The organism is Microbacterium sp. Leaf159, from assembly GCF_001423615.1.
Classification (GTDB): domain Bacteria; phylum Actinomycetota; class Actinomycetes; order Actinomycetales; family Microbacteriaceae; genus Microbacterium.
Genome location: NZ_LMOU01000002.1, coordinates 97,742 through 120,660, shown reverse-complemented (window position 1 = coordinate 120,660; position 22,919 = coordinate 97,742). Strand labels below are relative to the sequence as shown.

Sequence of the window (22,919 nt, the reverse complement as noted above, 5' to 3'; positions counted from 1 at the left end):
CGCCGAGCCATCCTCGTCGAGCTCACTGGGGCGCCTTGATCATGTAGCCGACACCTCGCACGGTGTGGAGCAGCGGGGTGCGTCCGGCGTCGATCTTCTTGCGGAGATACGAGATGTACAGTTCGACGACCGAAGACTTGCCGCCGAAGTCGTAGCTCCAGACACGGTCGAGGATCTGCGCCTTCGACAGCACTCGACGCTCGTTGCGCATCAGGTAGCGGAGCAGCTCGAACTCGGTCGCGGTCAGCTCGATCTCGGTGCCGTCGCGCACGACCTCATGGCTGTCCTCGTTGAGGGTGAGGTCGGCCACGCGCAGGATCGACTGACCGTCGTCGGCGGTCGCGTGGCCGGTGCGGCGGATGATGGCGCGCAGGCGCGCGATGACCTCTTCGAGGCTGAAGGGCTTCGTGACGTAGTCGTCTCCTCCGGCGGTGAGCCCGGCGACGCGGTCGCCGACGGCATCCTTCGCGGTGAGGAAGAGCACCGGAACGAGGCTGCCGGATTCGCGCAGGCGGCGGAGCACCGCCATGCCGTCGAGGTCGGGCATCATGATGTCGAGCACCAGGGCATCCGGTTCGAACTCGCGCGCGACCTGAAGGGCTTCGAGACCGGAGGATGCGGTGCGCACCTCCCAGCCCTCCATGCGCAGCGCCATCGCCAGCAGGTCGGTGAGCATCTGCTCGTCGTCGACGGCGAGGATGCGCAGGGGCGAGCCGTCGGGGCGGCGCAGTTCGGGGAGATCGGTGCTCATGAGTACATTCTGCGGAATCACCTATGGGGTTTCTATGGAGAGCGCTATGCGTCTCCTGTGAGATGCGCGCTCCATAGGTTTCTCATCACTCCCCCCTCGATCCCGCAAAACTGCGCTCTCTAGCGTCGTGATCGGCCCGCGAACGGCGCGGCGTAAGGAGACACATGTACGGGACATATCTGCGGCGAGAGTTGGCGGGCCGCAAGAAGCAGACGTGGATCGTCGCGATCGGGCTCGCGATCGCGATCGCTCTGGTGATCATCGTCAACGCCCTCACGGCGGGAGTGCGCGATGCGCAGGCACAGGCCCTGGAGTCGGTGTACGGAGTCGGCACCGACCTCACGGTGACCGGTGCCGCCGCGGAACCGGGGGAGGGCGGCGGGCAGCGCTTCGACTTCGGATCCGAAGACGGAGCCACGGACGGAGACACGACCACTCTCAGTCAGTCCACGCTGATGACGGACTTCATGCGCGGGACTCTCGAGTCGTCCGTGCTCGACACGGTCACCTCGACCGAGGGCGTGACCGCAGCGTCCGCTGCACTGAGCCTCACCAACTCGACCTTCTCGGGCGAGCTTCCGAGCGGTGGCTTCGGCGCGCAGGACGGCGCGACCGAGGGAACCGCACCGACCGAGGGGCAGACTCCGCCGCAGGGCGGCGCGGACGGCGCCGGCGGCGGATCGTTCGGCGTCGACTCGTTCACCGTTCTCGGGATCGACCCCGCCGTGACCTCCGTGGGGCCGCTCGCCTCCGTCGCGATCAGTGACGGTCGCGCTCTCGACACCGATGATGCCGGGGCGCTCGTCGCTCTGGTCGACGCGACCTATGCGACCACGAACGAGATCGCGGTCGGCGACACCATCGATGTCGCCGGTTCCGATGTCGAGGTCGTCGGGGTCGTGGCATCCACCTCCGACTCGGCCGACACTGCGGCGAACGTCTACCTGCCCCTCGACACGGCCCAGGAGCTCTCGGGCGCGGGTGACGTCATCTCGACCGTGTACGTCCAGGCGGAGTCCGCATCGTCGATCGACGCGGTGCAGGCCGCCCTCGCCGACGAGCTCCCGGATGCCACGATCACGTCGCAGTCCGAGCTCGCGTCCACCGTCTCGGGTTCGCTCTCCAGCGCGACGTCGCTGATCACGAACCTCGGCACCTGGCTGTCGATCATCGTGCTCGCGGTGGCCGTGCTGCTCTCGGTGCTGCTGACCCTGTCCGGTGTCTCCCGCCGCACCCGCGAGTTCGGCACGCTCAAGGCGATCGGCTGGTCGAACGGACGCGTCGTGCGTCAGGTCGCCGGTGAGTCCATGGTCCAGGGGCTGATCGGAGGCGCCGTGGGACTCGCGCTCGGGATCGCCGGGATCGTCGTCATCAACCTCGTGAAGCCCACGGTCGCCGCCGCAGCCGCGGGCAACGCGGAAGGCGGCCCCGGGGGCATGGGCGGCGGCCCGACAGGTGGTGGCGGCATGTTCCAGACCCAGCAGGCGGCCGACATCGTGCTGCAGGCTCCGTTCACCCCGTGGGTGCTGGTCGCCGCGGTCGGTCTCGCGGTGCTCGGCGGCCTTGTGGCCGGAGCATTCGGGGGCTGGCGCGCTGCGCGTCTCAGCCCGGCAGAGGCCCTGCGATCCGTCGCCTGACGGACTCGCGAACACACGTCACAGACAAGGAGAAACGGACATGACCATCGCAGATATCGCTCCGGCCGCGAACGGCACGGATGCCACCGCGCCGCTGTACCGCGCACAGGATGTCACGCGCACCTACACGCAGAAGGGCCGCACGGTGAAGGCCCTCACGGGCGTCGACCTCACCATCCACCCCGGTGAGTTCGTCACGATCCAGGGGCCGACGGGCGGGGGCAAGTCGACTCTGCTGCAGATGCTCGGTGCGCTCGACAAGCCGTCGTCCGGGTCACTGAAGCTCGGTGACATCGAGCTGGCCTCGGCATCCGCGCGTGAGCTCAGTCGCATCCGCGCCGAGGAGATCGGCTTCGTCTTCCAGGGGTTCAACCTGATCCCCACGCTGACGGCGGCCGAGAACGTGAACATGGCTCTCGAGCCGACCGAGCTGAGCCGCACCGAGCGCGCGACTCGGGTCGCCGAAGCTCTCGCTCATGTGGGGCTCGCCGACCGCGGCGATCACCTGCCCACCGAGCTGTCGGGCGGTCAGCAGCAGCGTGTGGCGATCGCGCGGGCGATCGTGAAGCGGCCACGTGTGCTGCTCGCGGACGAACCCACGGGCAATCTCGACGAGAGCATGCGCGATGAGATCCTCGCGCTGCTCGAGGGGCTGTGCGCGGAGGGGATCACCATGATCGTCGTCACGCACGACTCGGCGGTCGCCCGCCGGGCCACCAGGCGCCTGCGGCTCGCGAAGGGGACGGTGCAGGACATCACCCGATGAGACGTGACGAAGGCCCCGGCGGAATCGCCGGGGCCTTCGTCATGTGCGGGACGCGCTCAGTGCGTGTCTTCGGCTTCGATCTCGGTGCGGTCGCCCGACCACTGCGTGTGGAACGTGCCCGGCTTGTCGATGCGCTTGTAGGTGTGCGCACCGAAGAAGTCGCGCTGTCCCTGGACGAGGGCGGCGGGCAGGCGGTCGGCACGGATGCCGTCGTAGTACGACAGCGACGACGAGAACGCCGGAGCAGGGATGCCGGCCTGTGCCGCCGCGACCACGACGCGACGCCACGGCGCCTGAGCGCGCGTGATCGCCTCGGTGAAGTACGGAGCGGTCAGCAGCACGGGCAGACCGGGCTCTGCCGCGTAGGCGTCGGCGATGCGGTTGAGGAACTGGGCGCGGATGATGCAGCCGCCGCGCCAGATCTTGCTGATCGCGCCGAGGTCGATGTTCCAGCCGTACTCGGCTGCGCCTGCGCGGATCTCGTCGAAGCCCTGCGAGTACGCGACGATCTTCGAGGCGTACAGCGCGAGACGGACGTCTTCGATGAAGGCGGCCTCGTCGGTGACGACGAACTCCTCATCGGGGCCGGGGAGCGAACCTGCGACCTCGCGCTGCTCGGGGTGCGATGACAGCGAGCGGGCGAAGGTGGCCTCGGCGATGCCCGAGACGGGGACACCGAGCGACAGCGCGGTCTGCACGGTCCACGCGCCGGTGCCCTTGGCGCCGGCCTGGTCGAGGATGACGTCGACGAGGGGCTTGCCGGTCTCGGCATCCACCTGGCGGAGCACCTCTGCGGTGATCTCGATCAGGTAGGACTCGAGCTCGCCCTTGTTCCACTCGGCGAAGATCTCGGCGATCTCGGCGGGCGACTTGCCCGTGCCGCGGCGGATGAGGTCGTAGGCCTCGGCGATCAGCTGCATGTCGGCGTACTCGATGCCGTTGTGCACCATCTTGACGAAGTGTCCTGCACCGTCGTGGCCGACGTGCGTGACGCACGGCTCGCCCTCGGCGACGGCGGCGATCGACTTGAGGATCGGGCCGAGAGTGATCCAGGACTCGTCCGAGCCGCCAGGCATGATCGACGGGCCGGTGAGCGCGCCCTCTTCGCCGCCGGAGATGCCGGCGCCGACGAAGTTGATGCCGGTCTCGCGAACGGCCTTCTCGCGGCGGATGGTGTCGGGGAAGTAGGCGTTGCCACCGTCGACGATGATGTCGCCCGGCTCGAAGACCGAGGCCAGCGAGTCGATCACGGCGTCGGTCGGGCCGCCGGCCTTGACCATGATGATCGCGGTGCGCGGCTTCTGCAGCGAGTCTGCGAACTCCTGGTACGTCTTGGCGGCGACGAAGCCGGCCTCAGGGTGCTCGGAGACGAGGGTCTCGGTCTTCTCGTAGCTGCGGTTGAAGATCGCCACCGTGTTGCCCTCGCGGCTGGCGAGGTTGCGGGCGAGGTTCGACCCCATGACGGCGAGTCCGACGACTCCGATGTTCGCTGATGCTTCGGGCACAGATGGCTCCTAGATCGAGAAGAAAGGGATGCATCCAGATTATCGCGACGACAGGGGTGCTTCTCCCGTGTGTCGCCGGAATGCGCTTCTCGCGAGCGCGCGGTGACCGCGCGAGCGGGAGAGGTCAGTCCTTGCGGTAGCCCGAGCGGCCGAGGGAGAAGAGTGCAGCGAACGTGAAGCCGGCAGCGCACACGGTCATGGCGCCGATGAGCCAGGCGATCGCGTGGGAGAAGAAGACGCCGTCGAGCATGAGAAGAACTCCGTGTTCTGCAGAGAGGGATCGGTGTCCTCAGCCTACCGGCTCATCCGGTACCATGAGAGGAGTACCTCGGCGAGGGATGCTTCTGCGCGTGCGCTGGCATCCGTTATCGACGCGGCGAAGCAAGCCGGTGGCTTTCCTCACGTGTCTGCGTTCGAGAACAATTCCAAGACCACCGCGTAGCTCTCGCTGCGTGCCCCGAAGGAGAACCCCATGTCTGAAGACACCAAGGTCAAGGCCGAGCTCCGCGAGAGCTTCGGCAAGGGCTTCGCCCGTCGTCTGCGCGCCGCAGGCAAGATCCCCGCCGTCATCTACGGTCACGGCACCGAGCCCGTGCACGTCGCACTGCCGGGCCACCAGGTCTCGCTCATCATCCGCCGCGCCAACGCGCTGCTCGAGCTCGACATCGAGGGCAAGTCTCAGCTCGCCCTGGTCAAGGACGTCCAGAAGGACCCCGTGCACCAGATCATCGAGCACATCGACCTGATCGTCGTGAAGAAGGGCGAGAAGGTCGCGATCGACCTTCCCGTCATCGTCACCGGCGAGCCGGCTCCCGGCACGATCGTCAACCAGGACGCGAACACCCTGTCGATCGAGGCCGAGGCCACGCACCTCCCGCAGAACGTCGAGGTTTCTGTCGACGGTCTCGAAGACGGCACGCACATCACCGCCGCCGACGTCAAGCTCCCCAAGGGCTCGACGCTGCTGACCGACCCCGAGGTCCTGGTCGTCGCGATCTCGATCCCGGCGGAGGAGTCGCTCGAAGAGGACGAGGCCGGAGCCGACGAGGCTGCCGCCGAGGAGGCGCCCGCCGCGGAGTGATCTCCGCAGGCGCAGCTTCACAGCTGACTGCATCACAGAGGGGGCGCGAGCAGATCGCGCCCCCTCTGTCGTATTCTGACCCGGGAACCGCACGGCGCCCGCATCCGAGAGGACGAGGACATGGCATCCACCTGGCTCGTGGTGGGGCTCGGCAACCCCGGCCCGCGATATGAGGCGACGAGGCACAACATCGGCCAGATGGTGGTCGACGAGCTGGCGGCGCGACGCGGCGAGAGCTTCCGTGAGCACAAGGGCGGCGCGCGCGTCGTCGAGACCTGGCTGCGGCCGGGGGGAGACAAGCTGGTCCTCGCCAAGCCCAACACCTTCATGAACGTCTCGGGCACGCCGGTCGCCGCTCTGGCGCGCTTCTACTCCGTGCCGGCCGAGCAGATCATCGTCGTCCACGACGAGCTCGACATCCCCTTCGACACGGTCAAGCTCAAGACCGGAGGCGGACACGGCGGACACAACGGGGTGCGCGACATCGCCCGAGCGATCACCACGCCCGACTTCCCGCGCGTGCGCGTCGGCATCGGGCGACCGGTCGGTCGCCAGGACCCTGCCGACTGGGTGCTCTCGCCGTTCGGCAAGGACGAGCGCGCGAACCTGCCGATCCTCGTGTCGGATGCCGCGGACGCCGTCGAGCTTCTCGTCGCCGAGGGATTGCTGGCGGCGCAGCAGAAGCATCACGCTCCACGCTGACCCGCCGCGTGATCCTGCAGTCGGCGGGTCGAGACCGACCGACTAGGGCAGGAAGCCTGTCGCGGTGCCGGTCGAGACGGCGACGAACAGCACGACCCAGAAGATGATGGGGCCGAGCACGGCGACGACCAGAGCGCCGATGCCCGCGCCGCGGGCCTGCTTCTTGCGGATGGCGAGGATGCCGATCACGATCGCGGCGATGCCGAGTACCGTGCCGGTCCAGAACGAGAGCTCGGCCCACAGCACCTGATCGCGTGCGGGGGAGAGGATCGACAGGAAATCGGGATCCGTCGTGTCGAGACCCCCGGGGATCCGACGTCCGATCTCGAATCCGGCGATTCCGGCCACGATCGGGGTGACGACAGCGGCGACGATCGCGAAGATCAGAGCGAGGATGCCGAGGAGCCCGGACTTCTTCTGCTCCATCGCCGGTGCCTGGTACGCGCCGGCGGGAGCCGCGTAACCGCCGACCGGCACCTGGTACGCACCGGGAGGGGCGGCCTGGTAGGCCGGGGCACCGGGCTGGCCCGCGGGAGGAGAGGCGGGGTACACAGGGCTGCCCGCCGGAGCGGGGTATGCCGGTGCCGCCGGGGCAGTCGCGGGTGCAGGCTGGTACGCGGGCGGAACCGGCTGCTGGTACGCCGGAGGAGCGGGCTGCTGGTACGCCGGCTGTTGGTACGCGGGCGGAGCCGGGGGAGCCGGGGCGTACGCAGGCGGCTGCTGGTCAGCGGGCTGGGGCGCAGCGGGCTCGGGTGCCGGTGGCACGGGAGGAACGGCACCGGACGGGGGCAGCTGCGGATCAGTCACGCCCCCATCCTATGGCCGGTCGTGTCAGATGCGACGAAGCAGACCGACCCGGTCGTACACGGCGGCGAGAGTCGCGTCGGCGACGGCGTCGGCCTTGGCGGCGTTCGTCGCGAGGATCCGATCGAGCTCGGCAGGGTCGTCCAGGAGCTCGAGTGCGCGGGCGCGGACCGGCTCGAACTCGTTCACGACGACCTCGGCGAGCCCCTTCTTGAAGTCTCCGTACCCGCGACCTGCATACTCGTCTTCGATCGCCGGCACCTGGCGACCCGACAGGGCCGCGTAGATCGTGAGCAGGTTCGAGACACCGGGCTTGTTCTCCCGGTCGAAGCGCACGGAGCCCTCGTTGTCGGTGACGGCTCGCATGATCTTCTTCGCCGACTTCGCCGGGTCGTCGAGCATCCACAACACGCCCGCGTCGCTCTCGGCGGACTTCGACATCTTCGACGTCGGATTCTGCAGATCGTAGATGCGCGCCGTGTCCTTCTGGATCACCGGTCGGGGCACGACGAACGTCTCGCCGAAGCGCGAGTTGAACCGCTCGGCGAGATCACGAGTGAGCTCGACGTGCTGCTTCTGGTCGTCGCCGACCGGCACCACGTCGGTCTGGTAGAGCAGGATGTCGGCAGCCATCAGGACGGGGTAGGTGAACAGGCCGACGCTCGTGGCGTCAGCGCCGTAGCGCGACGACTTGTCTTTGAACTGCGTCATCCGTCCGGCCTCGCCGAATCCGGTGATCGTCGAGAGGATCCATGCGAGCTCCGCGTGAGCACGCACGTGCGATTGCACATAGAGCGTCGATAGAGACGGCTCGATGCCTGCAGCGATGTACTGCGCGGCAGTGCGGCGGGTCTTCTCGCGAAGCTCCGCCGGGTCCTGCGCGACGGTGAGCGCGTGCAGGTCGACGACTGAGAAGTAGGCATCGTAAGAGCTCTGCAGGTCCCGCCACTGCAGGAGCGCTCCGATGTAGTTGCCGATCTGCAGAGAGTCGGCGGAGGGCTGCATTCCTGAGTAGAGGCGAGGTTTCGTCACGGTATCAATCCTATGGGGGTGGTGGTGGTGCGCGAGCCGGCGGGGGAGACTCGCCTCATGACGACTGCCCCTGACTCCGCCGGCGCCCCCGCGGAACGTCGGGATGTCCTCTCCCGCATCATCGGCGTCGTGCTCACGGTGCTGTTCGGCGCACCTTTCGTGCTGCTCGCGTGGATGGCGCTGAGCAGCCGGTTCGGGTGGACGAACGGCGACCCGCATGGGTACGGGATGATCTTCGGCACGTTCCTCGCGCTCGTCACGGGCATCCTCGTCGCGATCGCGGTTCCGCTCGTCTTCCCTCGCGCACGCCGGGGCGCGGCATACCTATGGAGCATGCTCGGCTACCTCGCCGTCGCAGCGGGACTGATCGTCGCTCTCGTCACAGCCTGATCAGCGCAGCCCTGGAGGGAGACGAACGGGGTGCCGCTGCGGACCGTCAGTAGGTGTAGTCGACCACGACCGGTGCGTGGTCGCTCCACCGCTGGTCGTAGGCCGCTGCGCGAGCGACGTGGTAGGCGGTCGCGCGCTCCGCGAGCGCGGGGGTGGCCAGGTGGTAGTCGATCCGCCATCCGGAGTCGTTGTCGAATGCCTGGCCCCGCATCGACCACCAGGTGTACGGGCCCTCGACCTCGCCGTGGAAGGCGCGTCCGACGTCGATCCAGCCGAGTCCGGTGCCGCGGGTGCCGTCGACGCCCTCGACGGCCTCGCCTGCTGCACCGAGGAATCGGTCGAAGTAGGCACGTTCACGGGGCAGGAATCCGGCCTTCTTGCGATTGCCGCGCCAGTTCTTGATGTCGAGTTCGCGGTGTCCGACGTTCAGATCGCCGGTGACGAGCGCGAGTGCTCCATCGGCGTCGCCGAGCTCAGCGAGCCGGACGCCGAACGCATCGAGGAACTTCCACTTCTCCTCCTGCTTCGGAGTGTCGGCCTCGCCGCTGTGCACGTAGGCGCTGACCACGGTGAGCGGGCGATCACCGATCTGGAAGTCGGCCTCGATCCACCGGCCCTTCGAGTCGAAGTCGGCGTCGCCGAAGTCTGTGCGCGAGGCGATCGCCGGCACCCGGCTCGCGATCGCCACACCGGCGCGGCCCTTGGCCGTCGCCTCGTCGTGCACGAACGTCCAGCCGGGGAGCGCAGCCTCGAGGTGCTCGTCCTGCCCGCGGACCTCTTGCAGGGTCAGGATGTCGACGTCGGCCGCATCGAGCCAAGCGCTCATTCCGTTGCGAGCCGCCGCTCGGATTCCGTTGACATTGACCGAGGCGATACGCAGATGAGGCATGCCCACCAGCCTAACGAGGGCCGCCGACATCCTTCGACGGGCGCTGCAGCTCCGCGAGGAGACGCTGCGTGAGAGGAGTGCTCTCATCGATGGGCGGGGGAGTGGACGCCTCGAGGGACTCGAGCTCCTTCTCGGCCGCACGCAGGGCGCGTTCGGTCTGCCAGCTGCGGTACCAGGGCGCGTCGTCACGAGCGGCGTGGGCTTCGCGCACTCGGATACGCGCCGCTTCCAGCAGCGTCCGGTACTCCGCCTGACGTCGCTCCGCCTCGGTCTGGGACAGCAGCGGGAGATCCCGGTCCTGGGCACTGACCGCGATCCACGAGGACGCCACCAGCATGACCACCCCGTTGACGCGGAACCACAGCAGAAGGCCGATGAAGATCGCGAATGTGGCGAGCAGGGGATTCGACGGGGTGTAGCTCAGGAGGAACCCCGCGCCGAACTGCAGGATCGTCATCGCCCCGCCGCCGAGGAGAGCACCGGGCCAGATCGTGCCCCAGTGCAGAGAGGTTCCCGTGAGGAAGCGGACCATCGCCGCGAGTGCGGCCGACAATACGGCGAAGGACACCAGCACCGTGCCGATGCGGATGCTGGTCAGGCCGTCGAGGGATGCCCCCCAACCCAGCAGGCTGAGGATCCAGGCCAGCGCGACGGCGCTTGCGGAACTGAGGAGCGAGCCGACGATCAGCGAGACGCCGAAGATCAGCGCGGCCAGAAGGTCGCGCGCCTTCAGGATGACGTAGCTGCGGCGATCGGGCGGCAGACCGAAGATGTCCCTCGTCGCGCGCCGAGAGAACGTCACCCATCCGATGGCGGTCCAGATCACGGTTCCGAGGGCGATCAGACCTGTGATGCTCAGGATCCCTGTCGTGCTGGCCGCGATCTCCTGCACCTGATCCGGGGTGAACACTCCGCCCTCATCTTGGATCAGATTGGGGATATAGCTGTTGATGATGTCGATCATGCCGTCGACCGCCTCGCTGCTGCCGCCGAGCCACAGACCGGCGATGGCGAAGGCGAGGTAGATCGCCGCGAAGATCGCGAACAGCGCCTGATAGCTCACGCCCGCGGCGAGGAGGAATCCGTTGTGCTGCAGGAAGTGACGCCACACGCGCACCGGGAACAGACCCAGTGTGCGCCTCGTCAGCGCTGTCGCTCTTTCGACAGCCGCATCGAGGCGGCCGCCCTCTGACTCCTCGCGATCGGGATCTGACACGTCTTCACCTTATCCACACGACGAAAACGGGCGGGATGCCCGTGAGGAGCCCGCCCGTTCGCGTCGATGATCCGTGCGTCAGGCGCGACCGCGCAGCACGGCCTGCTTGACCTCGGCGATGGCCTTAGTGACCTCGATGCCGCGGGGGCACGCCTCGGAGCAGTTGAAGGTCGTGCGGCAGCGCCACACACCTTCTTTGTCGTTGAGGATGTCGAGGCGCACTGCGGCGTTGTCGTCACGCGAGTCGAAGATGAAGCGGTGCGCGTTCACGATCGCGGCGGGGCCGAAGTACTGGCCGTCGGTCCAGAAGACGGGGCACGACGAGGTGCACGCGGCACAGAGGATGCACTTGGTCGTGTCGTCGAAGATCTCCCGATCCGCGATCGTCTGGACGCGCTCCTTGCCCTTCTCCGGAACCGAGTTCGCGACCAGGAAGGGCTGAACCTCGCGGTAGGAGGCGAAGAACGGCTCCATGTCGACGACGAGGTCCTTCTCGAGCGGCAGACCCTTGATCGCCTCGACGTAGATCGGCTTCGAGATGTCGAGGTCCTTGATCAGCGTCTTGCAGGCGAGGCGGTTGCGGCCGTTGATGCGCATGGCGTCGGAGCCGCAGATGCCGTGGGCGCAGGAGCGGCGGAACGTGAGGGAGCCGTCGACCTCCCACTTGATCTTGTGCAGCGCGTCGAGCACGCGGTCGGTCGAGTACAGCTCCACGTCGTAGTCGACCCAGTGCGGCTCGGCGTCGACCTCGGGGTCGAACCGGCGGATGTTGAACGTGACGATGAAGGACTGGATGCCGGTCTCTTCGGTCGTGTCAGCGGGAGCTTCAGCGATGGCGTTGGACATGCTCAGTACTTCCTCTCCATCGGCGGGTAGTTCAATTCGCCCTGGTCGTTCTTGGTGAACACGACGGGCTTCCAGTCGAGCTTGATGTGGTCGCTCGGGGTGGAGGAATGCGGATCGCCCGTCAGGTAGGCCATCGTGTGCTTCATGTACTTCTCATCGTCACGCGTCGGGAAGTCGTCGCGCATGTGGCCGCCACGGCTCTCCTCGCGGTTCTGCGCGGCGTAGACGACGACCTCGGCGATGTCGAGGAGGAAGCCCAGCTCGACGGCCTCGAGCAGGTCGGTGTTGAACCGCTTGCCCTTGTCGTCGACGTGCACGTTCTTGTAGCGCTCGCGCAGCTCGGCGATGACGCCGAGCACGTGCTGGAGGGAGTCGTGCGTGCGGAACACCTGCGCGCCCTTGTCCATCTCGTCCTGCAGAGCCTTGCGGAGCACGGCGATGCGCTCGGTGCCCTGGTTGTCGCGCAGGCCCTCGAGCATGTCGGAGACGAAGGCGGCCGGGTTCTCGGGAAGCGGCACGAACTCGGCGGTCTTGACGTACTCGACCGCGTTGCGACCCGAGCGCTTGCCGAACACGTTGATGTCGAGCAGCGAGTTGGTGCCGAGGCGGTTGGCGCCGTGCACCGAGACGCAGGCGCACTCGCCGGCGGCGTAGAGACCGGGGACGACCGTGTCGTTGTCGGCGAGGACCTCGCCGTTGTTGTTGGTCGGGATGCCGCCCATCGCGTAGTGCGCGGTGGGCATCACCGGCACGGGCTCGACGACCGGGTCGACGCCCAGGTATGTGCGGGCGAACTCGGTGATGTCAGGGAGCTTGGTCTCGAGGACCTCGGCGCCCAGGTGGGTGCAGTCCAGCAGCACGTAGTCCTTGTGGGGCCCGGCGCCGCGACCCTCCGCGACCTCCTGGACCATGCAGCGTGCGACGATGTCGCGGGGAGCGAGGTCCTTGATGGTCGGGGCGTAGCGCTCCATGAAGCGCTCACCCGAGGCGTTTCGCAGGATCGCACCCTCGCCACGTGCGCCCTCGGTGAGGAGGATGCCGAGACCGGCGAGGCCGGTGGGGTGGAACTGGAAGAACTCGAGGTCCTCGAGGGGGAGGCCCTTGCGCCAGACGATGCCGACGCCGTCACCGGTGAGGGTGTGGGCGTTCGAGGTCGTCTTGAAGATCTTGCCGAATCCGCCGGTCGCGAAGATGACGGCCTTGGCCTGGAAGACGTGCAGCTCGCCGGTCGAGAGGTCGTACGCGACCACGCCCGAGACCTGGGTCTTGCCGTCGGCGTCCTTGACCGTGAGCAGGTCGAGCACGTAGAACTCGTTGAAGAAGTTGATGCCGAGCTTGACGCAGTTCTGGAACAGCGTCTGCAGGATCATGTGACCGGTGCGGTCGGCGGCGTAGCAGGCGCGGCGGACCGGGGTCTTGCCGTGCTCGGCGGTGTGGCCGCCGAAGCGCCGCTGGTCGATCTTGCCCTCGGGGGTGCGGTTGAAGGGCAGACCCATGTTCTCGAGGTCGATGACCGCTTCGATCGCCTCCTTCGCGAGGATCTCCGCTGCATCCTGGTCGACCAGGTAGTCGCCACCCTTGACGGTGTCGAAGGTGTGCCACTCCCAGCTGTCCTCCTCGACGTTGGCGAGCGCAGCCGCCATGCCGCCCTGCGCCGCACCGGTGTGCGAACGCGTCGGGTACAGCTTGGAGATCACCGCGGTCTTCGCGCCGGGGCCGGCCTCGATCGCCGCACGCATGCCGGCGCCGCCGGCGCCCACGATGACGATGTCGAACTGGTGGTAGTGCACACCGTCGCGAACGACGGAATCCTGGGTCTCGGTAGTCACTTCTCGTATGCCTTCTCTTCTACTTGCCCAGCGTCTGGCACTGTTCCCACAGCGTGCTCGTCTCGGTCACGCCGAGGCACGGGTCGAACGTGAAGACGACCAGCGTGCCGAGGATGATGAGAAGGGCGGCTGCCAGGCCCAGGGCCCAGGTCAGCGCCTTGCGAGCGGTGTTGTTCGTGACGTAGTCGTTGACGATCGTCCGCATGCCGTTGGCGCCGTGGATCAGGGCCAGCCAGAGCATGATGACGTCCCACCACTGCCAGAACGGCGTGGCGAACTTGCCCGCGATGAACGCGAAGTCGAGGGCGTGAATGCCCTCCCCGACCATCAGGTTGATGAACAGGTGGCCGAAGATCAGCACGACCAGCACCACGCCGGAGCCGCGCATGAAGAGCCAGCCCCACTTCTCGAGGTTGAATCCGCGCTGACGGCGGACGGGGGCGGCGACAGTCTGAGCGGTCATCAGTGTCCTCCTCCGAAGCCGGCGAACGCGAGTGCGAGGTGACGCGGCACGAAGCCGGCCATGATCACGACCCACACCGCGAGCACGCCCCAGAACAGCTGGCGCTGGTACTTGGCGCCCTTCGACCAGAAGTCGACCGCGATGATGCGGAGGCCGTTCATCGCGTGGAACACGATTCCGGCGACGAGCACGACCTCGCCGAGCGCCATGATCGGGTTCTTATAGGTGCCGATGACGGCGTTGTACGCCTCGGGGGACACCCTGATGAGTGCAGTGTCGAGCACATGCACCAACAGGAAGAAGAAGATGGCGACTCCGGTGATGCGGTGAAGCACCCACGACCACATGCCTTCGCGACCCCGGTAGAGGGTGCCGCGAGGTGTCTTGGAAGTGGTTTCCGAAATCGACGGTGTCAAGCGAGCGCTTGTGGACACGGTCGTCCTCCCTGGATCGATGTGACTCGGTCGCGTGCGATGCGTGGTCCAAGCATGAGCCTGCTGCCAGGCACGGCCGATCGGACACCATCCTATTCCCGTGCGGCGCCTGTGGGCGACGAAGGGGAGCCTAACTATCTCGATGTCGAGATGTTCTGTCGGGATACCCTGGCAGGGTGAGCCAACCCATCAAGGACTTCTACGCAGTGATCCCCGCCGGCGGCATCGGCAGTCGACTGTGGCCTCTGTCCCGCGCCGACGCGCCGAAGTTCCTGCACGACCTCACGGGGTCCGGGCATTCGCTCCTCCGCGACACGTGGGACAGGCTGGAGCCCCTCGCCGGCCCCGACCGTATCGCCGTCGTCACGGGCCGGGCGCACCGTGCCGCGGTGGAGGCCGAGCTGCCCGGCATCGCGGATCTGAACGTCTTCCTCGAGTCTGAGCCCCGAGAGTCCGCAGCGGCGATCGGACTCGCGGCGGCGATCCTGCACCGCCGCGACCCCGATGTGATCATCGGCTCCTTCAGCGCAGACCACGTCATCCGCAGCACCCGCGTGTTCGAGTTCGCCGTGCGCGACGCGGTCGAGGTGGCCCGCGAGGGATACATCTGCACGATCGGCATCTCTCCCACCGAGCCCGCAACGGGATTCGGCTACATCAAGAAGGGACCGGAGCTCGTCGTCGACGGGGCCCGAGAGGCCGCGCTGGTGGAGAGCTTCGTCGAGAAGCCCGACCTTGAGACCGCCCAGGCGTACCTCGCCGATCGGGGCTACCTCTGGAACGCCGGCATGTTCATCGCCAAGGCGAGCGTGCTCCTCGATGAGCTCGCCGAGAACGAGCCGGCCCTGCACGCGGGGCTCCTCGAGCTCGCCGAGGCATGGGACGACCGCGAGCGTCGCGGCCCCGCCGTGGACCGGATCTGGCCCGGGCTCAAGAAGATCGCGATCGACTACGCGGTGGCCGAGCCCGCGGCGCGGCGCGGACGCCTCGCCGTCGTACCCGGCCACTTCGACTGGGACGACGTGGGGGATTTCGCGTCGCTCACGAAGCTCATCAACAACGGCCGTAAGAACGACCTCGCGGTGCTGGGGCCGAACGCCCGCGTGCTCTCGGATGCCGCGAGCGGCATCCTCGTCAGTCAGACGTCCCGGGTGATCAGCCTCATCGGCGTGCAGGACATCGTCGTCGTCGACACCCCGGACGCGCTGCTGGTCACCACGGTGCAGCACGCGCAGCGTGTGAAGGGCGTCGTGGAGTCGCTCAAGCTCACCGGACGGGGCGACGTGCTCTGATGAGCACCGACCGCCGCTCATCGGCGGTCTTGGTTTCAGCTTTGTAACCATTCGATTGCCGCTCGGGTGCGGGCATGCACAAAAGTCGAAACAGTAGGTAACTTTGAGCGATCCGCGAGGGCCGCGGGATCGTTGAGGGAGGCATGAGTTGACCATCTCCACCACCAAGAAGCTGCTCGGCGCGACAATCGCCGCGGGCGTCGTCTTCGCACTCGCCGGCTGTGGCCAGGCTCCGACCGAATCGGGCGGCAACGGGGGCGGGGATGCAGCATCCGACTTCCTCCCGTGCCTCGTCTCCGACGCCGGCGGTTGGAACGACAAGTCGTTCAACCAGTCCGCCAAGGAAGGCATGGACGCCGCCGCTGACGAGCTCGGCGTGAAGCCGCTCGAGTTCGAGTCGGCCAATGACAACGACTACGCGCCGAACCTCGAGACCGCGGTCTCGGAGGGGTGCTCGCTGATCGTCTCGGTCGGGTTCAAGCTCTCGGCAGCGACCGTCGAGTCGGCACTCGCCAACCCGAAGATCAACTACGCGATCATCGACGACTACGCGGACAACGACTTCGACGGCACCACCGATGCCCCGAACATCAAGCCGCTCGTCTTCGACACCGCTCAGGCCGCCTACCTCGGTGGCTACGCCGCCGCAGGCTGGTCGTCGGCCGCGGGCGTCAACAAGGTCGGCACCTTCGGCGGAATGCAGATCCCGTCTGTCGCCGTCTTCATGGACGGCTTCCAGCTCGGTGTCGAGAAGTACAACGAGGACAAGTCGGGTGCGGTCGAGGTCTTCGGCTGGGACACCGCCACGCAGAAGGGCTCCTTCACCGGCGGCTTCGACGCGAACGACACGGCCAAGCAGACCGCTCAGGGTGTGCTCGACCAGGGCGTCGACGTCATCCTCCCGGTCGGCGGTCCCGTCTACCAGAGCGCGGCTGCGGCGATCGCCGACAGCGGCAAGGACACGCTGCTCATCGGCGTCGACAGCGACCTCGCGGTCGCTGACGAGTCCGTGGCCGACGTCACGCTCTTCTCGATCATGAAGGCGATCGACGTCGCGGTCCAGGATGCGACGATCGCAGCCTCGAAGGGCGACTTCGACCCGGCTCCGTACGTCGGCACCCTCGAGAACGAGGGTGTGAAGCTCTCGGGCTTCGGCTCGTTCGAGGGCGACCTGCCCGACGGACTGCTCGACGAGATCGCCGCTCTGCAGAAGCAGATCATCGACGGCGACATCACGGTGGAGTCCCCGAACTCCCCGTAAGTCATCGAGTTCCAGCGCGGGGCGAGTGGTGCAAGCGGCCACTCGCCCCGCGCCGTGGACGGACGACGATGACTGTTCACGGCGCACCCGGGCGATCCCCGGGCGATGCGCCGCAGATTCTTCAGACTCTTCTGGATGACACTTCTGGATAAGGTGCAGATATGAAGCTCGAACTCCGCGGCATCACCAAGCGGTTCGGAACCCTGGTGGCCAACGATCACATCGACCTGGTCGTCGAACCGGGGCAGATCCATGCGCTGCTCGGCGAGAACGGCGCAGGCAAATCGACCCTGATGAACGTCCTCTACGGGCTGTACCAGGCCGACGAGGGCGAGATCCTCCTGGACGACGTCGTCCAGCGGTTCCGCGGCCCCGGCGACGCGATGAACGCCGGCATCGGCATGGTGCACCAGCACTTCATGCTCGTCCCCGTGTTCACGGTGGCCGAGAACGTCATGCTCGGTCACGAGCAGACGAAGGGCGTCGGCACCCTCGACATCGCGAAGGCGCGTGAGCACGTGCGCTCCGTCGCCGCGCGCTTCGGCTTCGACATCGACCCTGACGCGATCGTCGGCGATCTGCCCGTCGGAGTGCAGCAGCGCGTCGAGATCATCAAGGCACTCTCGCGCGACGCCAAGGTGCTCGTGTTCGACGAGCCCACCGCCGTGCTCACCCCTCAGGAGACCGACGAGCTGATGGGCATCATGCGCCAGCTCCGCGACGAGGGCACAGCGATCGTCTTCATCACCCACAAGCTGCGTGAGGTCCGCGAGGTCGCGGACACCATCACCATCGTGCGCCTCGGACGCATCGTCGGCGAGGCATCGCCCACGGCGACGAACGGCGAGCTGGCCTCGCTCATGGTCGGACGCGCGGTCGAGCTCACCGTGCACAAGGACGCGCCGCGCCTGGGCGACGGCGGCCTCGAGGTGAAGGGCCTGCGGGTTCTCACCTCCGCCGGCGCGATCGTCGTCGACAACGTCGACTTCACCGTGCGACCCGGCGAGGTCCTCGCCGTCGCCGGTGTGCAGGGCAACGGACAGACCGAGCTCGTCGAGGCCATCGTCGGTCTCGCGGCCCGTGTCGAAGGCTCCATCTCCCTCGACGGCACCCAGCTCGTCGGCAAGAGCGTGCGAGCGATCCTCGACGCCGGTGTCGGCTTCGTCCCCGAGGACCGCACCGAAGACGGCCTCGTCGCCGCCTTCTCGGTCGCCGAGAACCTCATCCTCGACCGCTCCGGCGATCCCGAGTTCAGCCGCGGCGGCACTCTGCGCCGCGCAGCGCTCGAGGAATTCGCCCACGCGCGCATCAAGGAGTACGACATCCGCGCCCAGGGCCCGCACACTGCGGCGGGGACTCTGTCCGGCGGAAACCAGCAGAAGGTCGTGATCGCTCGCGAGATGAGCCGCGAACTCCGACTGCTCGTGGCGGCGCAGCCGACCCGTGGAGTCGATGTGGGCTCGATCGAGTTCATCCACAAGCGCATCATCGAGACGCGTGACGCCGGCATCCCCGTCGTCGTGGTCTCGACGGAGCTCGACGAAGTCGCGGCTCTCGCCGACCGCATCGCGGTCATGTACCGAGGCACGATCGTCGGGATCGTTCCCGGCGACACCCCGCGCGAGACGCTGGGTCTGATGATGGCGGGCGCCGCCGAGGGAGAGGTGGCCGCATGAGCGGTTCGACGCCACAGTCCGGGGGAGCGGGCACCGAGGATTCCGGTGACCAGCTCTCGGTGAACACCACCACGACCCTCCGCGATCCCGTGGATGTGCCGCCGCCCCCTCGGGGCAACGTGATCCTCAAGGAGATGCTCCGCGGCAGCGCGGTGACCACGATCCTGGCGATCTTCCTCGCGCTCGTGGTCGGCGGCATCCTGATCGCCTTCACCAACGAAGACGTGATCGAGGCCTCCGGATACTTCTTCTCGCGTCCGACCGACACGATCGCCGCCGCGTGGAACGCCGTCTACAACGGGTATGAAGCGCTGTTCCGCGGAGCGATCTTCAATGCGCGAGGTGCCGACTTCGCCGCGCAGATCCGCCCGCTGACGAACACCCTCGGATTCGCGGCCCCGCTGATCGCCGCCGGACTCGGCGTGGCACTCGCCTTCCGCGTCGGCCTGTTCAACATCGGTGCACGCGGACAGATGCTCATCGGTGTCGCGGTCGCCGGACTGCTGACGTTCCAGCTCGACCTGCCGTTCTGGCTGCACATCCCCGTCACGCTGATCGCCGGCATCGCCGGCGGTGCTCTGTGGGGAGCGATCGCCGGTCTGCTCAAGGCGAAGACGGGCGCCCACGAGGTGATCCTCACGATCATGCTCAACTACGTGGCCTACTACCTGCTCCTGTGGATGATCCGCACCCCTGGCCTCCTGCAGAAGCCCGGCACGAACCAGGCGCTCGGATACGCGACCCCCGAGAGCGCGCAGTTCCCCTCGCTCCTCGGCCCGCAGTTCCCCCTGCTCGACCTCGGCTTCGTCATCGTCATCATCGCGACCCTGTTCGTCTGGTGGCTCATCGAGCGGTCGTCGCTCGGCATGCGCATGCGCGCCGTGGGCGAGAACCCGCATGCGGCTCGCGCCGCGGGCATCAGCGTGCAGCGCGTGTACGTCTACGCCATGCTGCTCGCGGGTGCTCTCGCCGGTCTCGCCGGGATGAACCAGGTCCAGGGTGCGGTCACGACCGGAATCACCGAGACCATCGATGCCGGCATCGGCTTCGATGCGATCACCGTCGCCCTGCTCGGACGCAGCCGCGCCTGGGGCACGTTCGCAGCCGGCATCCTGTTCGGCGCGCTCAAGGCAGGATCGTTCTCGATGCAGGCACAGGACATCCCGGTCGACATCGTGCTCGTCGTGCAGTCGCTCGTCGTGCTGTTCATCGCCGCGCCGCCGCTGCTGCGCACGGTGTTCTTCCTTCCCAAGACCGACGCGGAGAAGGCGGCCAAAGCGAGAGCCAAGGCCGCGAAGAAGGCGGTGACCGCATGACCTCCCTCGTTCAGAGTGAAGCCGCCGACGGAACCGTGCAGCTCGCCACCGTGCGCGAGCGGCACCTGAAGGCGCCGATCGTCCTCGCCGCAGCCACCGTGCTGCTGGCGCTGCTGTTCCTGCTGGTGCCGCGCACCGGCACCAGCAGCTTCCGACTCAACGACCCGTCGTCGCCGTTCGCGCTGGCGGATGTGGCGCTGCCGACCGGTCCGACCAGCTGGGTCGTCATCGTGATCCTGGCGCTGCTCTCGGGTCTCGCGTTCCTGCGGGCCTGGTCATATCGCAAGGCGTCGATGTGGCTGGTGATCGCCTTCAGCGTGCTCGCCGTCTTCGGGTTCCTCGTGTGGGCCGGCGCCGGCGGGCTCGTGCCCGTCAGCAGCCTGCTCTTCGGAGCCGTCTCGCTCTCCGTCCCGCTCGTGTTCGGTGCGCTCGGCGGCGTCATCGGCGAGCGTGCCGGCGTCGTCAACGTCGCGATCGAGGGTCAGCTGCTCCTCGGAGCGTTCTCGGCCGCACTGCTCTCGAGCGTCACCGGGAGCCCGTTCATCGGACTCCTCGGCGCGATGCTCGGCGGCGTGCTCGTGGCCGCCGTGCTCGCCGCTTTCGCCATCAAGTACCTCGTCGAGCAGGTGATCGTCGGTGTGGTGCTCAACGTGCTCGTCAGCGGTCTCACCGGGTTCCTCTACGGGGCGCTGCTCGCGCCGAACGAGGCCTCCCTCAACACGCCGGTGCGCTTCAGCCGCATCGAGATCCCGCTGCTCAGCGACATCCCGATCATCGGCCCCGTGCTGTTCAACCAGACGTTCATCGTCTACCTCATGTTCATCACCGTCGCGATCGTCGCCTGGGGTCTCTACCGCACCAAGTGGGGTCTCCGTGTGCGTGCAGTGGGCGAGCACCCGCAGGCCGCAGACACCGTCGGCATCAAGGTGAACGCGACGCGATTCTGGAACGTGCTGCTCGCGGGTGCGATCGCCGGCATCGGCGGCGCGTACTTCACGCTCGTCTCGGTGCCGCAGTTCGGCAAGGACATGACGGCAGGGCTCGGCTTCATCGCCCTCGCCGCGGTGATCTTCGGACGCTGGGACCCGATCCGCGCGACGCTCGCCGCTCTGCTGTTCGGCTTCGCGACGAACCTGCAGAACCTGCTGTCGATCCTGAAGACGCCGATCCCCGGTGAGTTCATGCTGATGCTGCCGTACGTCGTCACGCTGCTCGCGGTCGCCGGATTCGCCGGTCAGATCCGCGGACCCGCAGCCAGCGGCAAGCCGTACATCAAGTCCTAGGAGCGACATGACAGACATCGACTGGGATGAACTCCGCCAGGTCGCGACCGACGCCATGACGAAGGCGTACGCGCCGTACTCCCGTTACCGGGTGGGCGCGGCCGCTCTCGTCGGAGACGGACGCATCGTCGCCGGCTGCAACGTCGAGAACGCCTCCTACGGCGTGACGCTGTGCGCCGAGTGCGCGCTGGTCGGAGACCTGCACATGTCGGGCGGCGGCCAGCTCGTCGCCTTCGTGTGCGTCAACAACGACGGGCAGACGATCATGCCGTGCGGCCGCTGCCGTCAGCTGCTCTACGAACACGCGATGCCCGGGATGCTGCTGGAGACCGTCTCCGGCATCCGGACCATCGATGAAGTACTGCCGGATGCGTTCGGCCCCCGAGACCTGGAGGACGCCCGATGAGCGTTGAGCCCTTCGACGCCGTCGATGTGATCCGTGCCAAGCGCGACGGAGGCGTGGTGCCCGAGAAGGCGCTGCGCTGGATGGTCGACGCGTACACGCGCGGCTACGTGTCGGACGCGCAGATGGCGTCGTTCGCGATGGCCGTGTTCCAGCGCGGCATGGAGCGCGATGAGATCCGCGTGCTCACCGATGCGATGATCGCGTCGGGGGAGCGGATGAGCTTCGCGACGCTCGGCAAGAAGACCGTCGACAAGCACTCCACCGGTGGGGTCGGCGACAAGATCACCCTGCCGCTCGCGCCGCTCGTCGCCGTCTTCGGCGTCGCGGTGCCGCAGCTCTCGGGCCGCGGCCTCGGCCACACGGGAGGCACGCTCGACAAGCTCGAGTCGATCCCCGGCTGGCGCGCCGCCCTCAGCAATGAAGAGATGTTCGCCCAGATGCAGGGCGACGTCGGTGCCGTCATCTGCGCCGCAGGCTCCGGTCTCGCGCCCGCCGACAAGAAGCTCTACGCGCTGCGCGACGTCACCGGCACGGTCGAGGCGATCCCGCTCATCGCCTCGAGCATCATGTCGAAGAAGATCGCCGAGGGCACCGACGCCCTGGTGCTCGACGTGAAGTTCGGCTCCGGCGCGTTCATGCAGGACATCGACCGCGCCCGCGAACTCGCCCGCACGATGGTCGCTCTCGGCACCGATTCGGGTGTCGCCACGACCGCGCTGCTCACCGACATGAACGTGCCTCTCGGCCTCGCCATCGGCAACGCCAACGAGGTTCGCGAATCCGTAGAGGTGCTCGCCGGTGGCGGCCCCGCGGACGTTCGCGAGCTGACGATCGCCCTGGCTCGCGAGATGCTCGCCCTGGCCGGACAGCCGGATGCCGATGTCGAAGCCGCTCTCGACGACGGCCGTGCGATGGACGGCTGGAAGGCCATGATCCGCGCGCAGGACGGCGACCCTGACGCTCCGCTGCCGACCGCCCGCGAGACCCACGTGGTCACGGCTCCGTCCGACGGCGTCGTCTCGCAGATGGACGCGCTGCCGTTCGGCATCGCCGCCTGGCGTCTCGGTGCTGGGCGCGCGCGGGCGGAGGATCCTGTGGTCTTCGAGGCCGGCATCGATCTGCACGCGAAGCCCGGCGACCGCGTCGTGGCGGGTCAGCCTCTGTTCACTCTCTCGGCGGCCGACGAGGCACGCTTCCCGCGGGCACTCGAGGCGCTCGAAGGTTCGTGGGCGATCGGCGACGAGGCTCCGGCCGCAGGTCCGATCGTGCGCGAGCGCATCACGGCCTGATCCGCTGACCGCTAGCCTGAACTGAGCGAATCAGCGACCGAGAGGATTTTC

General features: G+C 67.6%; 23 protein-coding genes. 12 read left to right on the top strand and 11 right to left on the bottom strand.

Annotation, left to right across the window (positions count from 1 at the left end; all coding sequences use genetic code 11):
• Nucleotides 1–22: 22 nt before the first annotated feature.
• A complete protein-coding gene (locus ASF80_RS14175) occupies nucleotides 23–751 on the bottom strand; it encodes a response regulator transcription factor (RefSeq protein WP_056312334.1) in 729 nt (242 codons plus the stop codon).
• Between the two features lie 164 nt (nucleotides 752–915).
• On the opposite strand from ASF80_RS14175, the gene ASF80_RS14170 reads away from it, so the two are divergent.
• The gene (locus ASF80_RS14170; RefSeq protein ID WP_056312332.1) at nucleotides 916–2,388 is read left to right on the top strand and encodes an ABC transporter permease; all 1,473 of its coding nucleotides are present in this window, start codon (nucleotides 916–918) and stop codon (nucleotides 2,386–2,388) included.
• Between the two features lie 40 nt (nucleotides 2,389–2,428).
• Nucleotides 2,429–3,154 carry an ABC transporter ATP-binding protein gene (locus ASF80_RS14165; RefSeq protein ID WP_200934818.1) on the top strand — a complete coding sequence of 242 codons (726 nt, stop codon included), beginning with the start codon at nucleotides 2,429–2,431 and terminating at the stop codon, nucleotides 3,152–3,154.
• A gap of 56 nt (nucleotides 3,155–3,210) precedes the next feature.
• Here the strand turns inward: ASF80_RS14165 and gndA are convergent, their stop codons facing one another.
• Nucleotides 3,211–4,659 carry an NADP-dependent phosphogluconate dehydrogenase gene (gndA, locus tag ASF80_RS14160; protein WP_056312331.1) on the bottom strand — a complete coding sequence of 483 codons (1,449 nt, stop codon included), beginning with the start codon at nucleotides 4,657–4,659 and terminating at the stop codon, nucleotides 3,211–3,213.
• Between the two features lie 124 nt (nucleotides 4,660–4,783).
• Nucleotides 4,784–4,909 (bottom strand): hypothetical protein, encoded by a 126-nt coding sequence (locus tag ASF80_RS19525; RefSeq protein WP_256381367.1) that lies wholly within the window; start codon nucleotides 4,907–4,909, stop codon nucleotides 4,784–4,786.
• Nucleotides 4,910–5,131: 222 nt separating this feature from the next.
• Between ASF80_RS19525 and ASF80_RS14155 the strand changes: the two genes are divergently transcribed.
• Both ASF80_RS14155 and pth read left to right on the top strand, forming a co-directional pair.
• The gene (locus ASF80_RS14155) at nucleotides 5,132–5,740 is read left to right on the top strand and encodes a 50S ribosomal protein L25/general stress protein Ctc (RefSeq protein WP_056312328.1); all 609 of its coding nucleotides are present in this window, start codon (nucleotides 5,132–5,134) and stop codon (nucleotides 5,738–5,740) included.
• A 120-nt stretch (nucleotides 5,741–5,860) separates the two neighbouring features.
• Nucleotides 5,861–6,442, top strand: coding sequence for an aminoacyl-tRNA hydrolase (gene pth / locus ASF80_RS14150; protein WP_056312327.1), 582 nt, complete (start codon nucleotides 5,861–5,863; stop codon nucleotides 6,440–6,442).
• A gap of 42 nt (nucleotides 6,443–6,484) precedes the next feature.
• Here the strand turns inward: pth and ASF80_RS19445 are convergent, their stop codons facing one another.
• Both ASF80_RS19445 and trpS read right to left on the bottom strand, forming a co-directional pair.
• Nucleotides 6,485–7,249, bottom strand: coding sequence for a hypothetical protein (locus tag ASF80_RS19445; protein WP_235560007.1), 765 nt, complete (start codon nucleotides 7,247–7,249; stop codon nucleotides 6,485–6,487).
• 24 nt (nucleotides 7,250–7,273) lie between these two features.
• The gene (trpS, locus tag ASF80_RS14140; RefSeq protein ID WP_082488396.1) at nucleotides 7,274–8,278 is read right to left on the bottom strand and encodes a tryptophan--tRNA ligase; all 1,005 of its coding nucleotides are present in this window, start codon (nucleotides 8,276–8,278) and stop codon (nucleotides 7,274–7,276) included.
• 57 nt (nucleotides 8,279–8,335) lie between these two features.
• On the opposite strand from trpS, the gene ASF80_RS14135 reads away from it, so the two are divergent.
• Nucleotides 8,336–8,668 (top strand): hypothetical protein, encoded by a 333-nt coding sequence (locus ASF80_RS14135; RefSeq protein ID WP_157521097.1) that lies wholly within the window; start codon nucleotides 8,336–8,338, stop codon nucleotides 8,666–8,668.
• 46 nt (nucleotides 8,669–8,714) lie between these two features.
• Here ASF80_RS14135 and ASF80_RS14130 read toward each other — a convergent pair whose 3' ends face one another.
• From ASF80_RS14130 to sdhC, 6 genes are all read right to left on the bottom strand, one after another.
• Nucleotides 8,715–9,557, bottom strand: a complete 843-nt coding sequence (locus tag ASF80_RS14130; RefSeq protein WP_200934817.1) for an exodeoxyribonuclease III — start codon at nucleotides 9,555–9,557, stop codon at nucleotides 8,715–8,717.
• Between the two features lie 10 nt (nucleotides 9,558–9,567).
• Nucleotides 9,568–10,773 (bottom strand): YihY/virulence factor BrkB family protein, encoded by a 1,206-nt coding sequence (locus ASF80_RS14125; protein ID WP_056312316.1) that lies wholly within the window; start codon nucleotides 10,771–10,773, stop codon nucleotides 9,568–9,570.
• Nucleotides 10,774–10,851: 78 nt separating this feature from the next.
• On the bottom strand, nucleotides 10,852–11,619 hold the full coding sequence (locus ASF80_RS14120; RefSeq protein ID WP_056312315.1) for a succinate dehydrogenase iron-sulfur subunit: 768 nt from the start codon (nucleotides 11,617–11,619) through the stop codon (nucleotides 10,852–10,854).
• A gap of 2 nt (nucleotides 11,620–11,621) precedes the next feature.
• Complete coding sequence (gene sdhA / locus ASF80_RS14115; protein ID WP_056312313.1) at nucleotides 11,622–13,448, bottom strand: succinate dehydrogenase flavoprotein subunit; 1,827 nt, start codon at nucleotides 13,446–13,448, stop codon at nucleotides 11,622–11,624.
• 19 nt (nucleotides 13,449–13,467) lie between these two features.
• Nucleotides 13,468–13,911, bottom strand: a complete 444-nt coding sequence (locus ASF80_RS14110) for a succinate dehydrogenase hydrophobic membrane anchor subunit (RefSeq protein ID WP_056312310.1) — start codon at nucleotides 13,909–13,911, stop codon at nucleotides 13,468–13,470.
• The gene (gene sdhC / locus ASF80_RS14105; RefSeq protein WP_082478061.1) at nucleotides 13,911–14,345 is read right to left on the bottom strand and encodes a succinate dehydrogenase, cytochrome b556 subunit; all 435 of its coding nucleotides are present in this window, start codon (nucleotides 14,343–14,345) and stop codon (nucleotides 13,911–13,913) included. The genes ASF80_RS14110 and sdhC overlap by 1 nt, the downstream gene beginning before the upstream one ends.
• A 176-nt stretch (nucleotides 14,346–14,521) precedes the next feature.
• Here sdhC and ASF80_RS14100 point away from each other — a divergent pair, with 176 nt between their 5' ends.
• The 7 genes from ASF80_RS14100 to ASF80_RS14070 all read left to right on the top strand — a co-directional run bounded on the left by ASF80_RS14100 (nucleotide 14,522) and on the right by ASF80_RS14070 (nucleotide 22,868).
• A complete protein-coding gene (locus ASF80_RS14100; protein ID WP_056312307.1) occupies nucleotides 14,522–15,637 on the top strand; it encodes a mannose-1-phosphate guanylyltransferase in 1,116 nt (371 codons plus the stop codon).
• A 148-nt stretch (nucleotides 15,638–15,785) separates the two neighbouring features.
• Nucleotides 15,786–16,898 (top strand): BMP family lipoprotein, encoded by a 1,113-nt coding sequence (locus ASF80_RS14095; RefSeq protein ID WP_056312305.1) that lies wholly within the window; start codon nucleotides 15,786–15,788, stop codon nucleotides 16,896–16,898.
• A 161-nt stretch (nucleotides 16,899–17,059) separates the two neighbouring features.
• On the top strand, nucleotides 17,060–18,574 hold the full coding sequence (locus tag ASF80_RS14090; protein ID WP_056312303.1) for an ABC transporter ATP-binding protein: 1,515 nt from the start codon (nucleotides 17,060–17,062) through the stop codon (nucleotides 18,572–18,574).
• Complete coding sequence (locus ASF80_RS14085; RefSeq protein ID WP_056312301.1) at nucleotides 18,571–19,890, top strand: ABC transporter permease; 1,320 nt, start codon at nucleotides 18,571–18,573, stop codon at nucleotides 19,888–19,890. The genes ASF80_RS14090 and ASF80_RS14085 overlap by 4 nt, the downstream gene beginning before the upstream one ends.
• Complete coding sequence (locus ASF80_RS14080; protein WP_056312299.1) at nucleotides 19,887–21,173, top strand: ABC transporter permease; 1,287 nt, start codon at nucleotides 19,887–19,889, stop codon at nucleotides 21,171–21,173. The genes ASF80_RS14085 and ASF80_RS14080 overlap by 4 nt, the downstream gene beginning before the upstream one ends.
• A gap of 7 nt (nucleotides 21,174–21,180) precedes the next feature.
• Nucleotides 21,181–21,579 carry a cytidine deaminase gene (locus tag ASF80_RS14075; protein ID WP_042536471.1) on the top strand — a complete coding sequence of 133 codons (399 nt, stop codon included), beginning with the start codon at nucleotides 21,181–21,183 and terminating at the stop codon, nucleotides 21,577–21,579.
• Entirely contained in the window at nucleotides 21,576–22,868 is a 1,293-nt protein-coding gene (locus tag ASF80_RS14070) for a thymidine phosphorylase (RefSeq protein WP_056312297.1), read from the top strand. Before ASF80_RS14075 ends, ASF80_RS14070 begins: the two co-directional genes overlap by 4 nt.
• The last annotated feature ends 51 nt before the right edge of the window (nucleotides 22,869–22,919 follow it).